The organism is Rhodococcus sp. 1R11 (assembly GCF_004563845.1).
Lineage (GTDB): Bacteria > Actinomycetota > Actinomycetes > Mycobacteriales > Mycobacteriaceae > Rhodococcoides.
Map to the genome: position 1 here is coordinate 96926 of NZ_SPNG01000005.1, position 15465 is coordinate 112390.

The 15465-nt window shown below is 64.8% G+C and carries 15 protein-coding genes; 9 read left to right on the plus strand and 6 right to left on the minus strand.

Annotated features, from left to right (window positions below; genetic code table 11):
* The first annotated feature begins 30 nt into the window (after positions 1-30).
* The 3 genes from E4P29_RS10485 (at position 31) to E4P29_RS10495 (ending at position 4269) form a co-directional block, all read left to right on the plus strand.
* Positions 31-1719 carry an FUSC family protein gene (locus E4P29_RS10485; protein ID WP_135044429.1) on the plus strand — a complete coding sequence of 563 codons (1689 nt, stop codon included), beginning with the start codon at positions 31-33 and terminating at the stop codon, positions 1717-1719.
* A 152-nt stretch (positions 1720-1871) separates the two neighbouring features.
* Positions 1872-3683, plus strand: a complete 1812-nt coding sequence (gene leuA, locus E4P29_RS10490; protein WP_135044431.1) for a 2-isopropylmalate synthase — start codon at positions 1872-1874, stop codon at positions 3681-3683.
* Positions 3684-3891: 208 nt separating this feature from the next.
* Positions 3892-4269, plus strand: coding sequence for an SHOCT domain-containing protein (locus E4P29_RS10495; RefSeq protein WP_135044433.1), 378 nt, complete (start codon positions 3892-3894; stop codon positions 4267-4269).
* On the opposite strand, the gene E4P29_RS10500 is transcribed toward E4P29_RS10495, so the two are convergent.
* Positions 4238-5149, minus strand: coding sequence for a LysR family transcriptional regulator (locus E4P29_RS10500; protein WP_135044435.1), 912 nt, complete (start codon positions 5147-5149; stop codon positions 4238-4240). The two genes, E4P29_RS10495 and E4P29_RS10500, sit on opposite strands and share 32 nt — an antisense overlap.
* A 72-nt stretch (positions 5150-5221) precedes the next feature.
* On the opposite strand from E4P29_RS10500, the gene E4P29_RS10505 reads away from it, so the two are divergent.
* The 3 genes from E4P29_RS10505 (at position 5222) to E4P29_RS10520 (ending at position 8256) form a co-directional block, all read left to right on the plus strand.
* A complete protein-coding gene (locus tag E4P29_RS10505; protein ID WP_135044436.1) occupies positions 5222-6118 on the plus strand; it encodes an EamA family transporter in 897 nt (298 codons plus the stop codon).
* Positions 6119-6290: 172 nt separating this feature from the next.
* Positions 6291-7553 (plus strand): Mur ligase family protein, encoded by a 1263-nt coding sequence (locus E4P29_RS10515; protein WP_135044440.1) that lies wholly within the window; start codon positions 6291-6293, stop codon positions 7551-7553.
* Entirely contained in the window at positions 7546-8256 is a 711-nt protein-coding gene (locus tag E4P29_RS10520) for a glutamine amidotransferase (RefSeq protein ID WP_135044442.1), read from the plus strand. The genes E4P29_RS10515 and E4P29_RS10520 overlap by 8 nt, the downstream gene beginning before the upstream one ends.
* A gap of 32 nt (positions 8257-8288) precedes the next feature.
* Here the strand turns inward: E4P29_RS10520 and E4P29_RS10525 are convergent, their stop codons facing one another.
* From E4P29_RS10525 to E4P29_RS10535, 3 genes are all read right to left on the minus strand, one after another.
* The gene (locus E4P29_RS10525; protein WP_135044444.1) at positions 8289-9296 is read right to left on the minus strand and encodes a type IV toxin-antitoxin system AbiEi family antitoxin domain-containing protein; all 1008 of its coding nucleotides are present in this window, start codon (positions 9294-9296) and stop codon (positions 8289-8291) included.
* 125 nt (positions 9297-9421) lie between these two features.
* Complete coding sequence (gene recR / locus E4P29_RS10530) at positions 9422-10030, minus strand: recombination mediator RecR (RefSeq protein ID WP_027494532.1); 609 nt, start codon at positions 10028-10030, stop codon at positions 9422-9424.
* 9 nt (positions 10031-10039) lie between these two features.
* Complete coding sequence (locus E4P29_RS10535) at positions 10040-10378, minus strand: YbaB/EbfC family nucleoid-associated protein (protein WP_027494533.1); 339 nt, start codon at positions 10376-10378, stop codon at positions 10040-10042.
* Between the two features lie 132 nt (positions 10379-10510).
* Here E4P29_RS10535 and E4P29_RS10540 point away from each other — a divergent pair, with 132 nt between their 5' ends.
* Positions 10511-11161, plus strand: coding sequence for a hypothetical protein (locus E4P29_RS10540; RefSeq protein WP_245154258.1), 651 nt, complete (start codon positions 10511-10513; stop codon positions 11159-11161).
* Here the strand turns inward: E4P29_RS10540 and E4P29_RS10545 are convergent.
* The gene (locus E4P29_RS10545; RefSeq protein ID WP_135044908.1) at positions 11158-11592 is read right to left on the minus strand and encodes an SRPBCC family protein; all 435 of its coding nucleotides are present in this window, start codon (positions 11590-11592) and stop codon (positions 11158-11160) included. The genes E4P29_RS10540 and E4P29_RS10545 overlap by 4 nt on opposite strands.
* 258 nt (positions 11593-11850) lie before the next feature.
* Here E4P29_RS10545 and E4P29_RS10550 point away from each other — a divergent pair, with 258 nt between their 5' ends.
* Together E4P29_RS10550 and E4P29_RS10555 are read left to right on the plus strand one after the other, a co-directional pair.
* A complete protein-coding gene (locus E4P29_RS10550) occupies positions 11851-13296 on the plus strand; it encodes an FAD-binding oxidoreductase (RefSeq protein WP_209205368.1) in 1446 nt (481 codons plus the stop codon).
* A complete protein-coding gene (locus E4P29_RS10555; protein WP_135044446.1) occupies positions 13293-14609 on the plus strand; it encodes a class I SAM-dependent methyltransferase in 1317 nt (438 codons plus the stop codon). The genes E4P29_RS10550 and E4P29_RS10555 overlap by 4 nt, the downstream gene beginning before the upstream one ends.
* A 52-nt stretch (positions 14610-14661) precedes the next feature.
* Here E4P29_RS10555 and E4P29_RS10560 read toward each other — a convergent pair whose 3' ends face one another.
* Entirely contained in the window at positions 14662-15444 is a 783-nt protein-coding gene (locus E4P29_RS10560) for an alpha/beta fold hydrolase (protein ID WP_135044448.1), read from the minus strand.
* Between the last annotated feature and the right edge of the window lie 21 nt (positions 15445-15465).

Sequence of the window (15465 nt, forward strand, 5' to 3'; positions counted from 1 at the left end):
AGGGCCTCTCGCCTGCCTTAACATGTTCGAGTGACCGTTCCCGAACATCTCCCACCACCGCCGGCACGAGGCCTGAAGGTGCTCTTCGGGCTCCCCGCTGTGGGCCGACGTTGGCCCGGTGGGCTGCGTTCTGCGCTGGCGTTCGGTGTTCCGGCGATCCTGGCGTGGCTGCTCGGCTTCCACACCGAGGCGCTGTTGGTGGTCTCGGGCAGTTTCGCGGTGATCTACGGCGAGGGCCGTCCCTACCGATCGCGGTGGTGGGTGGTGCTGACCGCAGGGGCCGCCCTGGTGGCCTCGGTGTGGCTGGGCGCGACGGCCGGTCGGCTCGCCCTCGACTTCGGCGAGACCGGATGGGCGCGGATGATCCCGGTGACCGCGTTGTCGGTTCTCGCCCTTGTCGCGGTCTATGTCGTGGCAGCGCTGCGACTCGGCCCGCCCGGAGCCTTCTTCTTCGTGCTGGTGTGCGCGGTGGCGTCGTACCTCCCTGCCGCCGACATCAGCGCGACCCGCGGTGCCGTGTGCGCGGCGATCGGGGTGGCGTCGGCGCTGGTGGTCGCGATGTCCGGGGTGGTGCGTGACCCGAGGGGTCCCGAACGGGCGGCCGTCGGTGCGGCCGTGGCGGCGATCGAGAGATACACGACATCGCCGACGGCGTCCGTCGGCGATCGACACACCGCCGCCTCGCGTCTGCATGCGGCGTGGGCTGCGGTGTACGAGGCCGGGTCGACGCGCGGGACCTCTCGCCCCGCGCTGGTACAGACGCTGTTCGACGCCCATCTCGCATTTGCGGCCGCTACGAGGGCGCGCGCCGGTACCGTGCCGGATCCCGAGAATGAGGTCGAATCGCCGCGAGACCAGCTGCCACTGGCTCGTCCGAGCATCGGCTATCGGTTGACGCGGTCGTTGCATCGAGATTCGCACGCGGCGTCCACGGCGATCCGCGTGTTCTGCGCGGCGGCAGGTGCCGGCGGCATCAGCGTCGCTCTGGGGTTGAGCAGGCCGGATTGGGCGATCCTCGGCGCGGTCCTGGTGCTCCAGCAGGGGCCGGATCGTGTACACGGGACGTATCGCGGCATGCAGCGTCTCGGCGGGACGCTGGCCGGAGTGGTGTTGTTCTCGGCGATCTATCTCTCACCGCTCGACGGTCTCGCGGTGATCGTGGTGTTGATGGTGCTGCAGTTCGCGATCGAGGTCAGTGTTGCGCGCAATTACGGTCTCGCCGTCACGTTCATCACCCCACTCGCGTTGCTGATGGGCACCATCTCGCATCCGGGTGCCCCGCTCGGCGGCATCGTCGTCGATCGGGTGGTGGAGACCGCAGTGGGTGTCGCCCTTGCCTTCGCGGCGCTGTGGTTGTTGCTGCCAGGCGCTTTTCGGCGGGCGCTGCTGTGGTCCGATCGGCGGGTTCTGCAGTTGACCGACCGATTGTTGACGGCCCTCCGAAGCGAAAACGCCTCGGCGGCAGCCACAATGGAGCTACGACGAGATATCCAGTTCGAGCTGGTCGGTGCCGCGCTCGCGGGAGCCGAAGCGGCGCACAACGATCGCCGCTGGGCGCATCGAGTCTGGGACAGGCACGCAGAGGTCGATCATCTCGGATACGAACTCCTCGCACGGTGTTGGACCGCGGACGATGTCGGACGACTGAACGACATCGATCAGTGGCAGCGCAGGCACGACACCGTGACCGGAAAATTCGACTCCCGAACCCTCGGGTAGGCGGTCGGTCTGCGGTAGTACACTCACCCCATGCTGCGAGCTCTCCTTCTTAACAGCCGCGACGGGGTCTGAGACCAGACTGGCTTCCCGTCGCGGGGTTCGTTGCGCCGGTCGAACACCATTGCTCTGATCTGTACGGAGAGACGAAGACCATGTCACCAGCCGACGCATTCACCTCGGGATCTCGCACCATCACCCCGCCCTCGCGGCCCGCTCCCAGCGACCAGCCAGCGTGGAACACTCAGAAGAACTCCTCGATGCCCACGTTCCGTTATCGGCCGTTCGCCGAGGAAGTGGAGTCCATCACCCTCCCCGACCGCACGTGGCCGGACAAGATCATCGACCGGACGCCACAGTGGTGTGCAGTCGATCTGCGCGACGGCAACCAGGCGCTGATCGATCCGATGAGTCCCGCGCGCAAGCGCCGCATGTTCGACCTGCTCGTTCGGATGGGCTACAAGCAGATCGAGGTCGGCTTCCCGTCCGCCAGCCAGACCGACTTCGACTTCGTCCGGGAGATCATCGAGGACGGCGCGATTCCCGACGACGTCACCATCCAGGTTCTGACGCAGTGCCGTCCCGAGCTGATCGAGCGCACGTTCGTCGCGTGCGAGGGCGCTCGCAGCGTCATCGTGCACTTCTACAACTCGACGTCGATCCTGCAGCGCAAAGTGGTGTTCCGGGCCGATCGTGACGTCATCAAGAAGATCGCGACCGACGGTGCTCGCAAGGTACTCGAAGAAGCGGCCAAGTTCCCCGATACCGACTGGCGCTACGAGTACTCCCCCGAGTCCTACACCGGCACCGAACTCAGTTACGCCAAAGAGGTGTGCGACGCGGTCACCGCGGTCATCGACCCGACGCCCGAGAAGCCTTTGATCCTGAACCTGCCGGCCACCGTCGAGATGGCGACGCCGAACGTCTACGCCGACTCGATCGAGTGGATGAGCCGCAACCTCGATCGCCGCGACAGCATCGTGCTGTCTCTACACCCGCACAACGACCGCGGAACCGGTGTTGCCGCAGCCGAACTCGGCTACCAGGCCGGTGCCGATCGCATCGAGGGATGCCTGTTCGGCAACGGTGAGCGCACCGGCAACGTCTGCCTGGTCACGCTCGGCCTGAATCTGTTCACCCGCGGCGTCGATCCGCAGATCGACTTCTCCAACATCGACGAGATTCGCCGCACGGTCGAGTACTGCAACCAGCTGCCCGTCGCCGAGCGTCATCCGTACGGCGGTGATCTGGTGTACACCGCGTTCTCGGGCAGCCATCAGGACGCGATCAACAAGGGCCTCGATGCCATGAAAGTCACGGCAGACGAACAGGGTTCGGACATCGGCGACATCACCTGGCAGGTGCCGTACCTGCCCATCGACCCCAAGGATGTCGGCCGCACCTACGAGGCCGTCATCCGCGTCAACTCGCAGTCCGGCAAGGGCGGCGTCGCGTACATCATGAAGTCCGATCACGGGCTGAACCTGCCGCGTCGCCTGCAGATCGAGTTCTCCCAGGCCGTCCAGCGCATCACCGACGGTGAGGGCGGCGAGGTCTCGCCGAAGGAGATGTGGGACGTCTTCGCCGAGGAGTACCTGACGCCGATCCGTCCGCTCGAGCGCATCAAGCAGTCGGTACAGGCCGCCGAGGTCGACGGCGGAACCGACACAATCACCGCCACGGTCAAGGTCGACGGCGTCGAGCAGGAAATCTCCGGCTCCGGAAACGGGCCACTCGCGTCGTTCGTCGACGCGCTGTCCACCATCGGTTACGACGTCAGCGTCCTGGACTACTCCGAGCACGCACTGTCCGCAGGCGACGACGCCCAGGCCGCAGCCTACGTCGAAGCCTCGGTCACCTCGCCTGCAGGCGTTGCTACCACTGTCTGGGGCGTCGGAATCGCGACGTCGATCACCACGGCGTCCCTGCGTGCCGTCGTCTCGGCCGTGAACCGCGCGCTGAAGTAACTTTCTCTGCACGACGACACGCCGCTCACCTTTCGGGGTGGGCGGCGTGTTGCGTTGTGGAGCCCTCACGAAACGAAAGCGGGCGCGGTCGACATGGCACTCACGCGGATGTCCGGTCGATGAAGGGACCAAAGACCCGTGTGCACGGGGTGCCGTGAATGCCACACTGAATCAGCCGTCGGGGCTCCTCAGAGAATGGACGTTCGCCATGGATTCTTTCTGGGATTTTCTTTGGCTTCTCATCGTCGGTTTCGCCTTCGTGGCCTACCTGATGGTGATGTTCTCGATCATCGGAGATCTTTTCCGGGACCACAAGACATCCGGGTTCGTCAAAGCCCTGTGGGTGCTCTTCCTCATCGTTGCGCCGTTCCTCACCGCGCTGGTCTACCTCATCGTGAACGGCAGCAACATGGCCAAGCGTCAGGTTGCTGCCCTGCAGCACGCACAGGACCAGCAGGAGGCCTACATCAAGCATGTCGCCGGTCGATCTGCGTCCGAAGAGATCGCACACGCAAAGGCGTTGCTGAACAACGGAACCATCGATCAGGACGAGTTCACGACGCTGAAGGCCAAAGCGCTGTCCTGAACGTAGCCTCCGCTCCGAACGCGTCGAGCACAGCGGCGATCGCGGGTAGTCGACGCGCATCGGGCCTCGTCGCGAGTTCGTAGATTCGCCCGGCTCGAACGCCGGCGAGCTCTCGACGTACCAGGCCCGGATGCACAACGGCGTAGCGCGGCATCAGCGCCACTCCGTGCCCGGCGGCGACGAGTGTTTCGGTCACTCGAAAGTCGTTGATACGTTGGACAACTCGCGGCTGCACTCCGGTCACCGAAGCCACGGAGAGCAACACGTCATCGACCGGAAAACCGCCGCGAACGCTGATCCACCGCTCGTCTATCAGGTCTCTCAAATCGATCGAGTCCTGCTGCGCCAGTGCGTGATCGAGAGGCAGCACTAGATCGATGGGCTCGCGCATCAGGGTCGTCACCTCGATCCGTGGACCTGCAGTCGACGGAGCTCGGTCGTCTCGGTGGGTGAGCACCACGTCGTAATCGGCGAGAAGCTCAGGCACCGAGGACGCGGGCAGGTCCTCGTCGCGCGCATCGATGTCGACGTCCGAGTCCGCCAATCGCGTCAGGACTCCGGGCAGCAGCAGTGCCGCACCCGACGGGAAGAGGGCAACTCGGACGCGTCCCCGCGGCGACGCTCGATAGCGATCCATCTCTGCAGCGGCGCGGTCGAGGGCAGCGAGAACCTCGTCGGTTCTCAGCACCAGTGCACGCCCGGCATCCGTGAGCCGCAGCCGCCGCCCGTCGGGTTCGAGAAGTGTCACGCCGGCCTCGCGCGCCAGCAGTTTGAGCTGCTGAGACACCGCCGACGGAGTCATCGACATCGCATCTGCGACCGATGCAACGGTTCCGCGGTCGGCCAGTTCTGCGAGGATCCGGAGTCGCTCGACGTTCATATAGAAAATCTTAACTGTTGGTGCGGATATATTCGATTGTGCTGATCTTTTGCACCCGTCACGATGAACGGCATGACCACTCGCGACCGCCTGCTCGGACTGACTGTCGCCGTTCTGTGGGGACTGAACTTCCTCGCCATCCGCGTCGGGCTCGACCACTTTCCGCCCTTCTTCTTCGCGGCACTTCGCTTTCTGGTCATCGCCGTTCCGGTCGTGATGTTCGTTCCACGACCGAAGGTGCCCTTGAAATGGTTGTTGCTCTACGGTTTCGGCTTCGGCTTCCTGCAGTTCGCCTTCCTGTTCGCGGCGATGGCGGCAGGCATGCCTACCGGATTGGCGTCGCTCGTGCTGCAGTCGTCAGCTCCGTTCACCGTCGTTCTCGGCGCGCTGCTGCTACGCGAACTTGTGAGCCGCAGGCAGGCCATCGGTATCGGTGTGGCCGTGCTCGGCATGGTGCTCATCGGGTGGGATCGCGCACAGAACGCCACCCTGCTTCCTGTCGTCCTCACCCTGCTCGCCGGTCTGGGCTGGGCCTTCGGCAATCTCGGGAACCGACTCGCCAAGTCCGACTCCCCGATGACACTGATGCTGTGGATGACCGTCGTGCCCCCGGTGCCCATGTTGGCGCTGTCGGCCGCCGTCGAAGGTCCGAGCACGGGCTGGCACGCGCTGGCCGACTCGTTCGGTTCGCAGGGCTGGCCCGGTCTGGTCGCGTTGGCGTACATCGTGATTCCCGCCACGATCGTGGGCAGCGGCCTGTGGACCATCCTGATGAGCCGCAATCCGGCCGGTCTCGTTGCACCGTTCTCGCTGCTGGTCCCCGTCGTCGGCATTGCCGCTGCCTGGGCGTTTCTCGACGAAACCCCGTCGCTGTTGGCCCTGCTCGGCGGAGCGATCGTCATCGGTGGCTGCCTGGGTGGGATGGCGGCCAGGAAGCCTGCCCCAGTTCTCGAGAAAGTACCGGTGTGAGGGCGGGAGTGGAGCCTGCGGTACCGGGAGTGGAGCCTGCGGAATGACCCCGAGGTACGGGAGTGGAGCCTGCGGAATGACCCAGAGGTACGGGTGTGGAGCCTACGGAATGACCGTGGGTCAGCGAGCCGCCGATATGAAACGCCACCCTGTTCTGTGCCAGACTCGGCGGATGGCTGAACTGGGTGAGCGCAGACGTATCGGCGCCCGCGGCCGCGTGGCACTACGCGCGGCGGAGCTGGCGACGTGGGCGTCCCGCAAGGCGGGCCGAGGCAAAGGCTCGATGATCGGCGGTCTGGTCGCGCTCAAGATCGATCCGACCATTCTGGGCGGCCTGGGCCGTGGACGGCGCACCGTCATCGTCACCGGCACCAACGGCAAGTCGACCACGACGCGGATGACGGCCGCAGCGCTGGCTACTCTCGGCGACGTCGCCACCCAGGCCGACGGAGCCAACATGGATGCCGGCATCGTCGCGGCACTGCACGCTCATTTCGACGCCGAGCTGGCCGCCCTGGAGGTCGACGAGCTCCACGTCCCGCACGTTTCCGACGCGGTCGATCCCGCGGCGATCGTGCTGCTGAATCTCAGTCGCGACCAGCTCGACCGTGTCGGCGAGATCAACATGATCGAGCGAGCCTTGCGCGCCGGCTTGGCCCGTCATCCCGACACCGTCGTCATTGCGAACTGCGACGACGTCCTCGTCACCTCGGCGGCATTCGATGCGCCGAACGTCGTGTGGGTCGCAGCGGGCGGCGGCTGGGCCGGTGACTCCGTCAGCTGCCCGCGTACCGGCGAACCCATCGTCTGGGACGGTGAGCACTGGTACAGCACCGGTAGCGATTTCAAGCGTCCGACGCCGAATTGGTGGCTCGACGACGAGAATCTCTACGGCCCCGACGGGCTCGTTCTACCGATGACATTGGCACTGCCGGGAAAGGCCAACCGCGGCAACGCAGCTCAGGCCGTGGCCGCGGCCGTGACTCTCGGCGCAACGCCTGCCGACGCCGTCGCAGCGGCATCGGGAGTCGACGAGGTGGCCGGACGCTATTCCACCGTCCAGTACGGATCACATTCCGTCCGAATGCTTCTGGCCAAGAATCCGGCCGGTTGGCAGGAAGCGCTGTCGATGATCGACCCCACGTGCGACGGACTCGTCATCGCCGTCAACGGGCAGGTTCCCGACGGTGAGGACCTGTCGTGGCTGTGGGACGTGCGTTTCGAGCACTTCGAGAACGTAGCCGTTGTCGCGGCCGGTGAACGCGCGACCGACCTGGGTGTCCGCCTGCTCTACGCAGGTTCGCAGCACACCACAATCGCAGATCCGTTGCAGGCCATCGCATCCTGCCCGCCGGGACGCGTCGAAGTGCTGGCCAACTACACCGCGTTCCGCGATCTCGGTCGCGCACTGGCACGGGAGACCAAGGATGTCTGAGTCCACCGTTCGCATCGGCCTCGTTCTGCCCGACGTCATGGGCACGTACGGCGACAACGGCAATGCCCTCGTTCTCCGCCAGAGACTGCGTATGCGAGACATCGACGCCGAGGTCGTCCACATCACCCTCAACGATCCGGTTCCGGATTCCATGGACGTGTATACCCTTGGTGGGGCTGAGGATTCGGCTCAACGACTCGCGACGCGTCACCTCACCCGATACCCGGGTCTGCAGAACGCAGCTGCTCGCGGTGTGCCGGTACTCGCCATCTGTGCCGCGATCCAGGTGCTCGGGCACTGGTACGAGACCTCTGCGGGCGAACGCGTCGACGGCATCTCCCTCTTCGACGTGACCACCGCGCCTCAGGCCACGCGATCCATCGGTGAAGTCGTCACCGAGCCCACGCTCGACGGTCTCACTCAGAAGCTCAGCGGATTCGAGAACCACCGCGGCGGAACGACACTCGGGCCTGATGCCGCACCACTCGCCAAGGTCACCCACGGGGTCGGCAACGGCGTCGGCGACGGACGCGAAGGCGTCGTGCAGGGTTCGGTGTTGGGCACGTACATGCACGGGCCGGTACTCGCCCGAAACCCGGAGTTGGCGGACTACCTACTCGAACGGGCGCTGGGCACCACTCTCGCTCCCCTCGACCTCCCCGAAGTGACGCAACTTCGCAAGGAGCGGCTCCGCCGCACGTGAGTGAAACTTCGTAGCCCACTACGATTTTCCACTCACGACCTGCACCGTTCACAGGGGTACGACGAGTCGTTCCATCCCTCTCTGACCAGCACCTCGCGGACTTCGCGGTACACACCGCACGGGTCTTCGGTCACTTCGTGCCAGCCGTACATCAGCCGCGGCAGGTTTCGTAGCTCCGCGGCATTGTCGCGTCGTCGATCGCGAAAACGCCGCTGCTTGGCGGAGTGGAAAGCCTGGCCGTCCAGCCTGACGATGAGGTCGCATATTTCGTAACGAATGTCCTCGAAGAGCTGACGGCCGTCGACGAAGACCGGTGCCTGTCGCTTCCCGGCCGGAAGTCCGTGCGCCTGTTCGACATCGAGCACGTAGCGGTGCTCCAGCGCAGAATGGACCCCGTCGCGCATGAGAGCCAACGTGTGCAGAATCGCCTTCAGGTAGCGCATCGGCCGTCGGACCTCGATCTTGCGCGTCATTGCCGCGACGTTCACGCCGCCCGATGACATCGCTGAAACCAGCGTGATCACCGCCTGCCTCGACGACGGTTCCGCGACTGTCAGATCCAGCACCGTGTCGGCAGCGCTCGTTCGCGCCGGATTCGTCTCGACGCCGATGTGGCTCATGGCTCGGGAACGGTGCACGATCACGCCGGGATGAATTTGTTCATTGCTCTCCGACGTGAAGTTCTGCTTGGCGTGTCGCATTGTCGGCGGCCTGCTGATTGCCGAGCAGCCGTAGGGAACGGTGAGATGAACCGGCCCAGAACTGACCCGCCGCCACCCCCACTCCTCAGCGGCGGTGGTGTGGCTGAGCAACGCTCCCCGGCCCGCGAACAACAATGCCGCCGACAGCTGCATCTCACGAGTCAGCGGCCCGTTGGTAACCGATAGGACTCCACGAAACACCCTGAGCCACTGCCCGGTTTCCACACAGTGGTCGATGGAGTCCTTGTTGACCCCGTTCTCGTGCATCTGATTCGTGGTGATGATTCCGTGCTGATCGTCCAGTAGTCGCTGCCAGGCACCCGCTGGTCTCGTCCTCATGTACCTCAGGATGGCCGGTTTACGGTGACCGCGTCAGAATCTATCCACAGGCTGTGGATAGACGAGGTCGTGAGTGGAAACTCGACCCCTGCTACGAAGTTCCACGCACGTGCGGCGAAGCCGCTCTACATACGACGCCTACCGGTCAGAGCACGGCCGAGCGTGAGTTCGTCGGCGAATTCGAGGTCTCCGCCCATCGGCAGGCCGGAGGCGAGACGGGTGATGGCGAGACCGGGGAAATCGCGCATCATGCGGACGAGGTAGGTGGCAGTCGCTTCGCCCTCGGTGTTGGGGTCGGTGGCGATGATGACCTCGGTGACGTCGACGCCGTCGTCCTGAGTTCCGACTCGTGTCAACAACTCTCGGATGCGCAGCTGGTCGGGGCCCACTCCGTTGAGTGGGTCGAGTGCTCCGCCGAGTACGTGGTACCGGCCTTTGAATTCGCGCGTACGTTCTACGGCCTGAACGTCTTTGGGCTCTTCGACGACGCAGATCATGGACCTGTCTCGTCGGGAGTCGGCGCAGATTCGGCACAGTTCCTTGTCCGATACGGTCCCGCAGACGATGCAGAACTGCACGCCGTCGCGGATGCGCTGCAGCGCGCGCATGAGGCGATCGACCTCGGGTGGCTCGACGGCCAGGAGGTGAAACGCTATGCGCTGAGCGCTCTTCGGACCGACTCCGGGGAACTTTCCCAGTTCGTCGATCAGATCCTGTACGGGACCTTCGTACACTCGTCTCGCCTAGAAGCCGGGTAGCCCGAGGGAGCCGCCGCCGAGACCACCGGCGAGGGGGCCGAGCTTCTCGCTCGCTACGTTCTGCGCTGCCTTCGACGCGTCGGCGATGGCACCGATCACCAGGTCCTGCAGTGTCTCGACGTCGTCGGGGTCGACGATCTTGGGGTCGATGGTCAGTCCGACCACTTCACCCGTTCCCTTGACGGTCGCCACGACGAGTCCGCCGCCGGCCTGTCCGGTGACCTCGGTTTCCGCGATCTCCGCCTGTGCCGCCATCAGTTGCTGCTGCATCTGCTGAGCCTGCTGCAGAATCGAGGCCATGTCGGGCTGTTCACCGGGTTGCACTGTGCCGTCCTCTCGCGTGGGTCGAAGCGACCTTCAGCGTAGTCGCACGGCGTCGGACGACGTTCGGCCGCACGATCGGGTTCGACACTCGTCTGACGTTCCGTCAGTTCTGAGCCCACGTAGCCTGAGGGCATGAACGCGCCGGCGAGCCCGATCCCTCGCAAGCGTCGAGTGACTCCCGAAAGCATGGCCGAGGCGGGTATCTCCCTGACGCTGCCCAAGGTGACGGTGAAGTCGGTCGCCGACGCGCTGGGCGTGTCGATCGTCGCGATCTACAACAACATCGACGGCCCGACCGTGCTCAGGGCCCTGGTCGCCGAGGAGATCCTGCGACGATGGTCGCCGCCGCTTCCCGGAGACGACGAATCGATGCACGACGCGTTGCTGGGACTCTCTTCCGCACTGCGGGTGCTCGTACTCGAGAACCCGGGCATCGCCGAGTATCTGATCGGCCTGACTCCCAGTTCTGTCGACGCGCTGCGCATGGCCGACACCGTGCAGACCCGATATCGAGTGCGCTACGAACTGACCCCCAAGCAGGCGACGTGGGCCGTCATCACCGTCAGCGAGCATGCGCTGGCGTTGGCGCAGATGGTGTACAACGCCGATCGCCGCGACCGTGAGTACGACGACGCTATCGCCGCACGCACCGACCTCGACACCCTGCCGGGGGCCTACGACACGATCGACCGTGGACCCGACGGGATGTTCCTGTGGTCGATGCGCACCGTCGTGGTCGGCACGTTGGCGTTGATCGAGGCCCCGGATTTCGAGCGGGTCTAGATCAACTCGCGGCGCAGGTTGTCGAGGGTCGCGGCCTGGATCTTCTTCAATCCGAGGGGCGCGAAGGTCTTCTCGAAGAATCCGCCGATTCCTCCCGCGCCCGTCCACTCGGTCGTCGTGGTGACGACGGTGCCGTTGCCTTCGGGGGCGACGGTCCAGGTGGTGACCATGGAGGAGTTGGCGTCGCGTTCGGTGATGGTCGAGCCGGAGACCGTGACGGCTGCGCTCACGTTGCGCACTCGCTTCTCGGTGGCCTGCAGGGTCCATTCGGCCACGGTGCCGTCGCCTTGTCCGCCCTGCACCACCCGGTAGTCCCGATACTGCTCGGGAAGGATGCGGGGCCGCACGGTTTCGTAGTCGGCGAGCGCGGCGAACACCTGATCGGGTGCGGTGGCGATGGTGGCGGAACTGGATGCGCTGACCTGAGCCACGAGAACGTTCTCCTTCGAGTCGATTGGGGTTGCGCTCTCCATCCTGCCTCGCACCGCATCGGATGTCGGCACTGCCGCCGAGGGTGTGTGAGGTGGTTCACACTCGAATCGTTGTCGTCGAAAAACACATGCATGATGCAACCATTTGTCCGATAAGTTCCGTTTCGGCCGGCGGATTCGGCAACAGTTGCGTGAAGTTTCACCCGACCGTCGGCGGCCACGGTGGATACCGAGCAGTACGAGATATAGCGTCTACACGTGGCTTCAGTGAATGCTCTTCTCGGACGACGGCCAGAACCGAGGGAGAGCGGTTACGCAGCGCATCGGTCGGGTGTCGAGAAGTTGCTTCGCAGCTATCGCGCAATACCGACCGACGCGACGGTGCGTCTGGCTAAGAAGACGTCCAACCTGTTTCGGGCCAGGACGACCTCGAAGACGCCGGGACTCGACGTCTCCGGATTGAGCAAGGTCGTCACCGTCGATGCCGCGGCTCGCACCGCCGACGTGGCGGGGATGTGCACGTACGAGGACTTGGTCGACGCGACGCTGCCCTACGGCCTCGCACCTCTCGTCGTTCCGCAGCTCAAGACGATCACTCTCGGCGGCGCGGTCACCGGACTCGGCATCGAGTCGACGTCGTTCCGCAGCGGCCTCCCGCACGAGTCGGTGCTCGAGATCGACGTTCTCACCGGTAGCGGTGAGATCCTCACGGCAACCCCCGAGGGCGAGCACTCGGACCTGTACTGGGGCTTTCCCAACTCGTACGGCACGCTCGGTTATTCGACGCGGCTGAAGATCGAGCTCGAACCGGTGCTCCCCTTCGTCGCTTTGCGTCACTTGCGTTTTCACGATCTGGACACGCTTCAGGCGACGATGGATACCATCGTGGCTCGGCGTGAGTACGACGGCATCGAAGTTCAGTACCTGGACGGCGTCGTGTTCAGCGCCGACGAAAGCTACCTCACTCTCGGGGTCCAGACCGATGAGCCCGGCCCCGTCAGCGACTACACCGGTGCCGACATCTTCTACCGCTCGATCCAGCATTCGTCGGATACTCCGAAGACCGATCGGCTCACCATCCACGATTACCTGTGGCGCTGGGATACCGACTGGTTCTGGTGCTCGCGTGCGTTCGGAACCCAGAACCCCCGGATCCGACGCTTCTGGCCGCGCAAGTACCGACGCAGCAGCTTCTACTGGAAGTTGATCGGCCTCGATCGCAAGTACGACATCGCCGACCGACTCGAGAAGCGCAAGGGAAATCCGCCGCGCGAACGCGTCGTACAGGACGTCGAGGTTCCGATCGAACACACCGCCGGCTTCGTACGCTGGTTTCTCGACGAGATTCCGATCGAGCCGTTGTGGTTGTGCCCCTTGCGCCTTCGCGAACCTGCCGCTCCCGGAGCCGATCCCTCCCGGCCGTGGCCGCTGTACCCGCTCGAGCCCAAGCGCACCTACGTCAACATCGGCTTCTGGTCCTCGGTACCTATCGTGCCCGGTCGAGCAGAAGGTGCCGCGAACCGTGCCATCGAGAAGAAGGTCACCGAGTTCGAAGGGCATAAATCGCTGTACTCGGATGCTTACTACACCGAGGATGAATTCGCCGTTCTCTACGGCGGCGAGAGATATCGCGAACTGAAGAAGAAATACGATCCCGAATCCCGATTGCTGGATTTGTACTCGAAGGCGGTGCAGCGCAAATGACGACGTTCAAGGACTCCGGCAATCGCACGGTGAACGGGCCACAGAAACTCAAGATCTCCGAGATCCTCGAGCTGATCTCCGACGGCAACATTCCTCTGCGTTTCACCGCGTACGACGGCAGCGTGGCCGGCCCCGAGGATGCCAAGATCGGTCTCAACCTCAAGAGCCCACGCGGAACCACGTATCTCGCAACAGCTCCCGGTGATCTCGGCATGGCCCGCGCCTATGTCTCCGGCGATCTCGAGGCCACCGGTGTTCATCCCGGTGATCCTTACGAACTGCTCGCTCTGATGGGCGACGAGCTCCACTTCCGCCGCCCGTCGGCCATGACCCTGACCTCGATCGCTCGGTCGCTCGGCTGGGACGTGCTGCGTCCCATCGCTCCTCCGCCCCAGGAGGCGATTCCGCGTTGGCGTCGCATCGCCGAGGGTCTGCGGCATTCCAAGACGCGCGATGCCGAAGCGATCCACCACCACTACGACGTGTCCAACCGGTTCTACGAGATGGTCCTCGGCCCGTCGATGACGTACACCTGTGCGGCATACGAGAATGCCGAGCAGTCTCTGGAAGCCGCGCAGGAGAACAAGTATCGGCTGGTGTTCGACAAACTGGGTCTGCAGCCCGGTGACCGCCTGCTCGACATCGGGTGCGGTTGGGGTTCGATGGTGCGCTATGCAGCGCGACGTGGCGTCCAGGTCATCGGAGTGACTCTCTCGCAGGAGCAGGCCGCGTGGGCGCAGAAGGCCATCGAAGACGAGGGGCTTTCCGAACTCGCCGAGGTCCGCTTCTCCGATTACCGCGACGTGCCCGAGACAGGCTTCGACGCGATCTCGTCGATCGGGCTGACCGAGCACATCGGTGTCGGCAACTACCCGGCGTACTTCACGTTCATCCAGTCCAAGCTGCGTGACGGTGGCCGACTGCTCAACCACTCGATCACCCGGCCCGACAACCGCGCCCACGCCAAGGCAGGCAGCTTCATCGACCGGTACGTCTTTCCCGACGGGGAGCTGACCGGATCGGGTCGCATCATCACCGAGATCCAGGACGTCGGCCTCGAGGTCCGGCACGAGGAGAATCTGCGCGAGCACTACGCGCTGACCCTCGCCGGGTGGTGCCAGAACCTGGTGGACAACTGGGATGCGTGCGTCGCCGAGGCCGGCGAGGGCACAGCCCGTGTCTGGGGCCTGTACATGGCCGGGTCCCGTCTGGGATTCGAGCGCAATGTCGTTCAGCTGCACCAGGTTCTGGCGGTCAAGCTGGGACCGAAGGGCCAGTCGGGAGTTCCGCTGCGTCCGTGGTGGAACGGCTGAGCCTTGTGAGTGGAACTTCGTAGCAGGCTACGAGGTTCCACTCACATGGGAGCTAGCGACCGGTCGCCCGCAGGACGACTCGGGCGGTTTCGGCCGGCTGGTCCCAGTGCGGGAAGTGTCCGCATTTGTCGAACCAGTGCAGGGTGGCGTCGGGGAAACGCTGCATCGCCACCTCGGCCTGGCTGGGCGTCGTCACTTTGTCCTGACGGCCCCAGCCGATGAGTAGCGACCCCTGCAGGGAACCTTTCGGGGCACCCTGCTGCTTGGGCCCGTGAATCAGCGCCTTCCGCGCCGCATCGAGTGAGGGTGAAGTCTTGGCAGAGAAGCCCTTCAGCTCCCGTTCGACCAGTCCGCTCGGCAGTTTCCACGGCGCGGCCGAGAACTGCGCCAGCGCAGCGGTTCTCGTGATCGGATTTCCGGCCAGGAAGGGCACCAGCGGTTGCGCCCGCTTCATCAGCGCCAGCGATGCCGTGATGGTCGCCCCGAAAACCTTGACCTGACGGTCGTTCCAGAAGCCGCCCGGATCGAGGGCCACCATCGACCCACGGTGACCCCGGCGGGCCAGTTCGACGACCATCCGAGCGCCCATGGAGCTGCCGGCGAGATCGGCGTCGGATAATCCCTCGCTGTCGAGGTACGCGCGCAGGGCATCGGTCAACGACGCGATGGACACGTCGGCCAACGGCGGCGTCCGTCCGAACCCGGGCAGATCGAGGGCAATGACCTCGCGGTGTTCCGCAAGTGCCGGGACGATCGGATCCCAGTTGCGGTGCGAGGACCCGAGCCCGTGGACGAGGACCAGCGGCGACCCGCTGCCAGTTCTGACGTTGTACATACCCGCGTTGTACCCGGAGAC

What these genes read in the sequence shown, in the direction of transcription:
- E4P29_RS10540 (WP_245154258.1), top strand. Translation starts at nt 10,511, where the DNA reads ATGAACGCGCCGGCGAGCCCGATCCCTCGCAAGCGTCGAGTGACTCCC.
- E4P29_RS10500 (WP_135044435.1), bottom strand. Translation starts at nt 5,149, where the DNA reads ATGAACGTCGAGCGACTCCGGATCCTCGCAGAACTGGCCGACCGCGGA.
- E4P29_RS10525 (WP_135044444.1), bottom strand. Translation starts at nt 9,296, where the DNA reads ATGAGGACGAGACCAGCGGGTGCCTGGCAGCGACTACTGGACGATCAG.
- E4P29_RS10495 (WP_135044433.1), top strand. Translation starts at nt 3,892, where the DNA reads ATGGATTCTTTCTGGGATTTTCTTTGGCTTCTCATCGTCGGTTTCGCC.
- leuA (WP_135044431.1), top strand. Translation starts at nt 1,872, where the DNA reads ATGTCACCAGCCGACGCATTCACCTCGGGATCTCGCACCATCACCCCG.
- E4P29_RS10505 (WP_135044436.1), top strand. Translation starts at nt 5,222, where the DNA reads ATGACCACTCGCGACCGCCTGCTCGGACTGACTGTCGCCGTTCTGTGG.
- E4P29_RS10520 (WP_135044442.1), top strand. Translation starts at nt 7,546, where the DNA reads ATGTCTGAGTCCACCGTTCGCATCGGCCTCGTTCTGCCCGACGTCATG.
- E4P29_RS10560 (WP_135044448.1), bottom strand. Translation starts at nt 15,444, where the DNA reads ATGTACAACGTCAGAACTGGCAGCGGGTCGCCGCTGGTCCTCGTCCAC.
- E4P29_RS10515 (WP_135044440.1), top strand. Translation starts at nt 6,291, where the DNA reads ATGGCTGAACTGGGTGAGCGCAGACGTATCGGCGCCCGCGGCCGCGTG.
- E4P29_RS10555 (WP_135044446.1), top strand. Translation starts at nt 13,293, where the DNA reads ATGACGACGTTCAAGGACTCCGGCAATCGCACGGTGAACGGGCCACAG.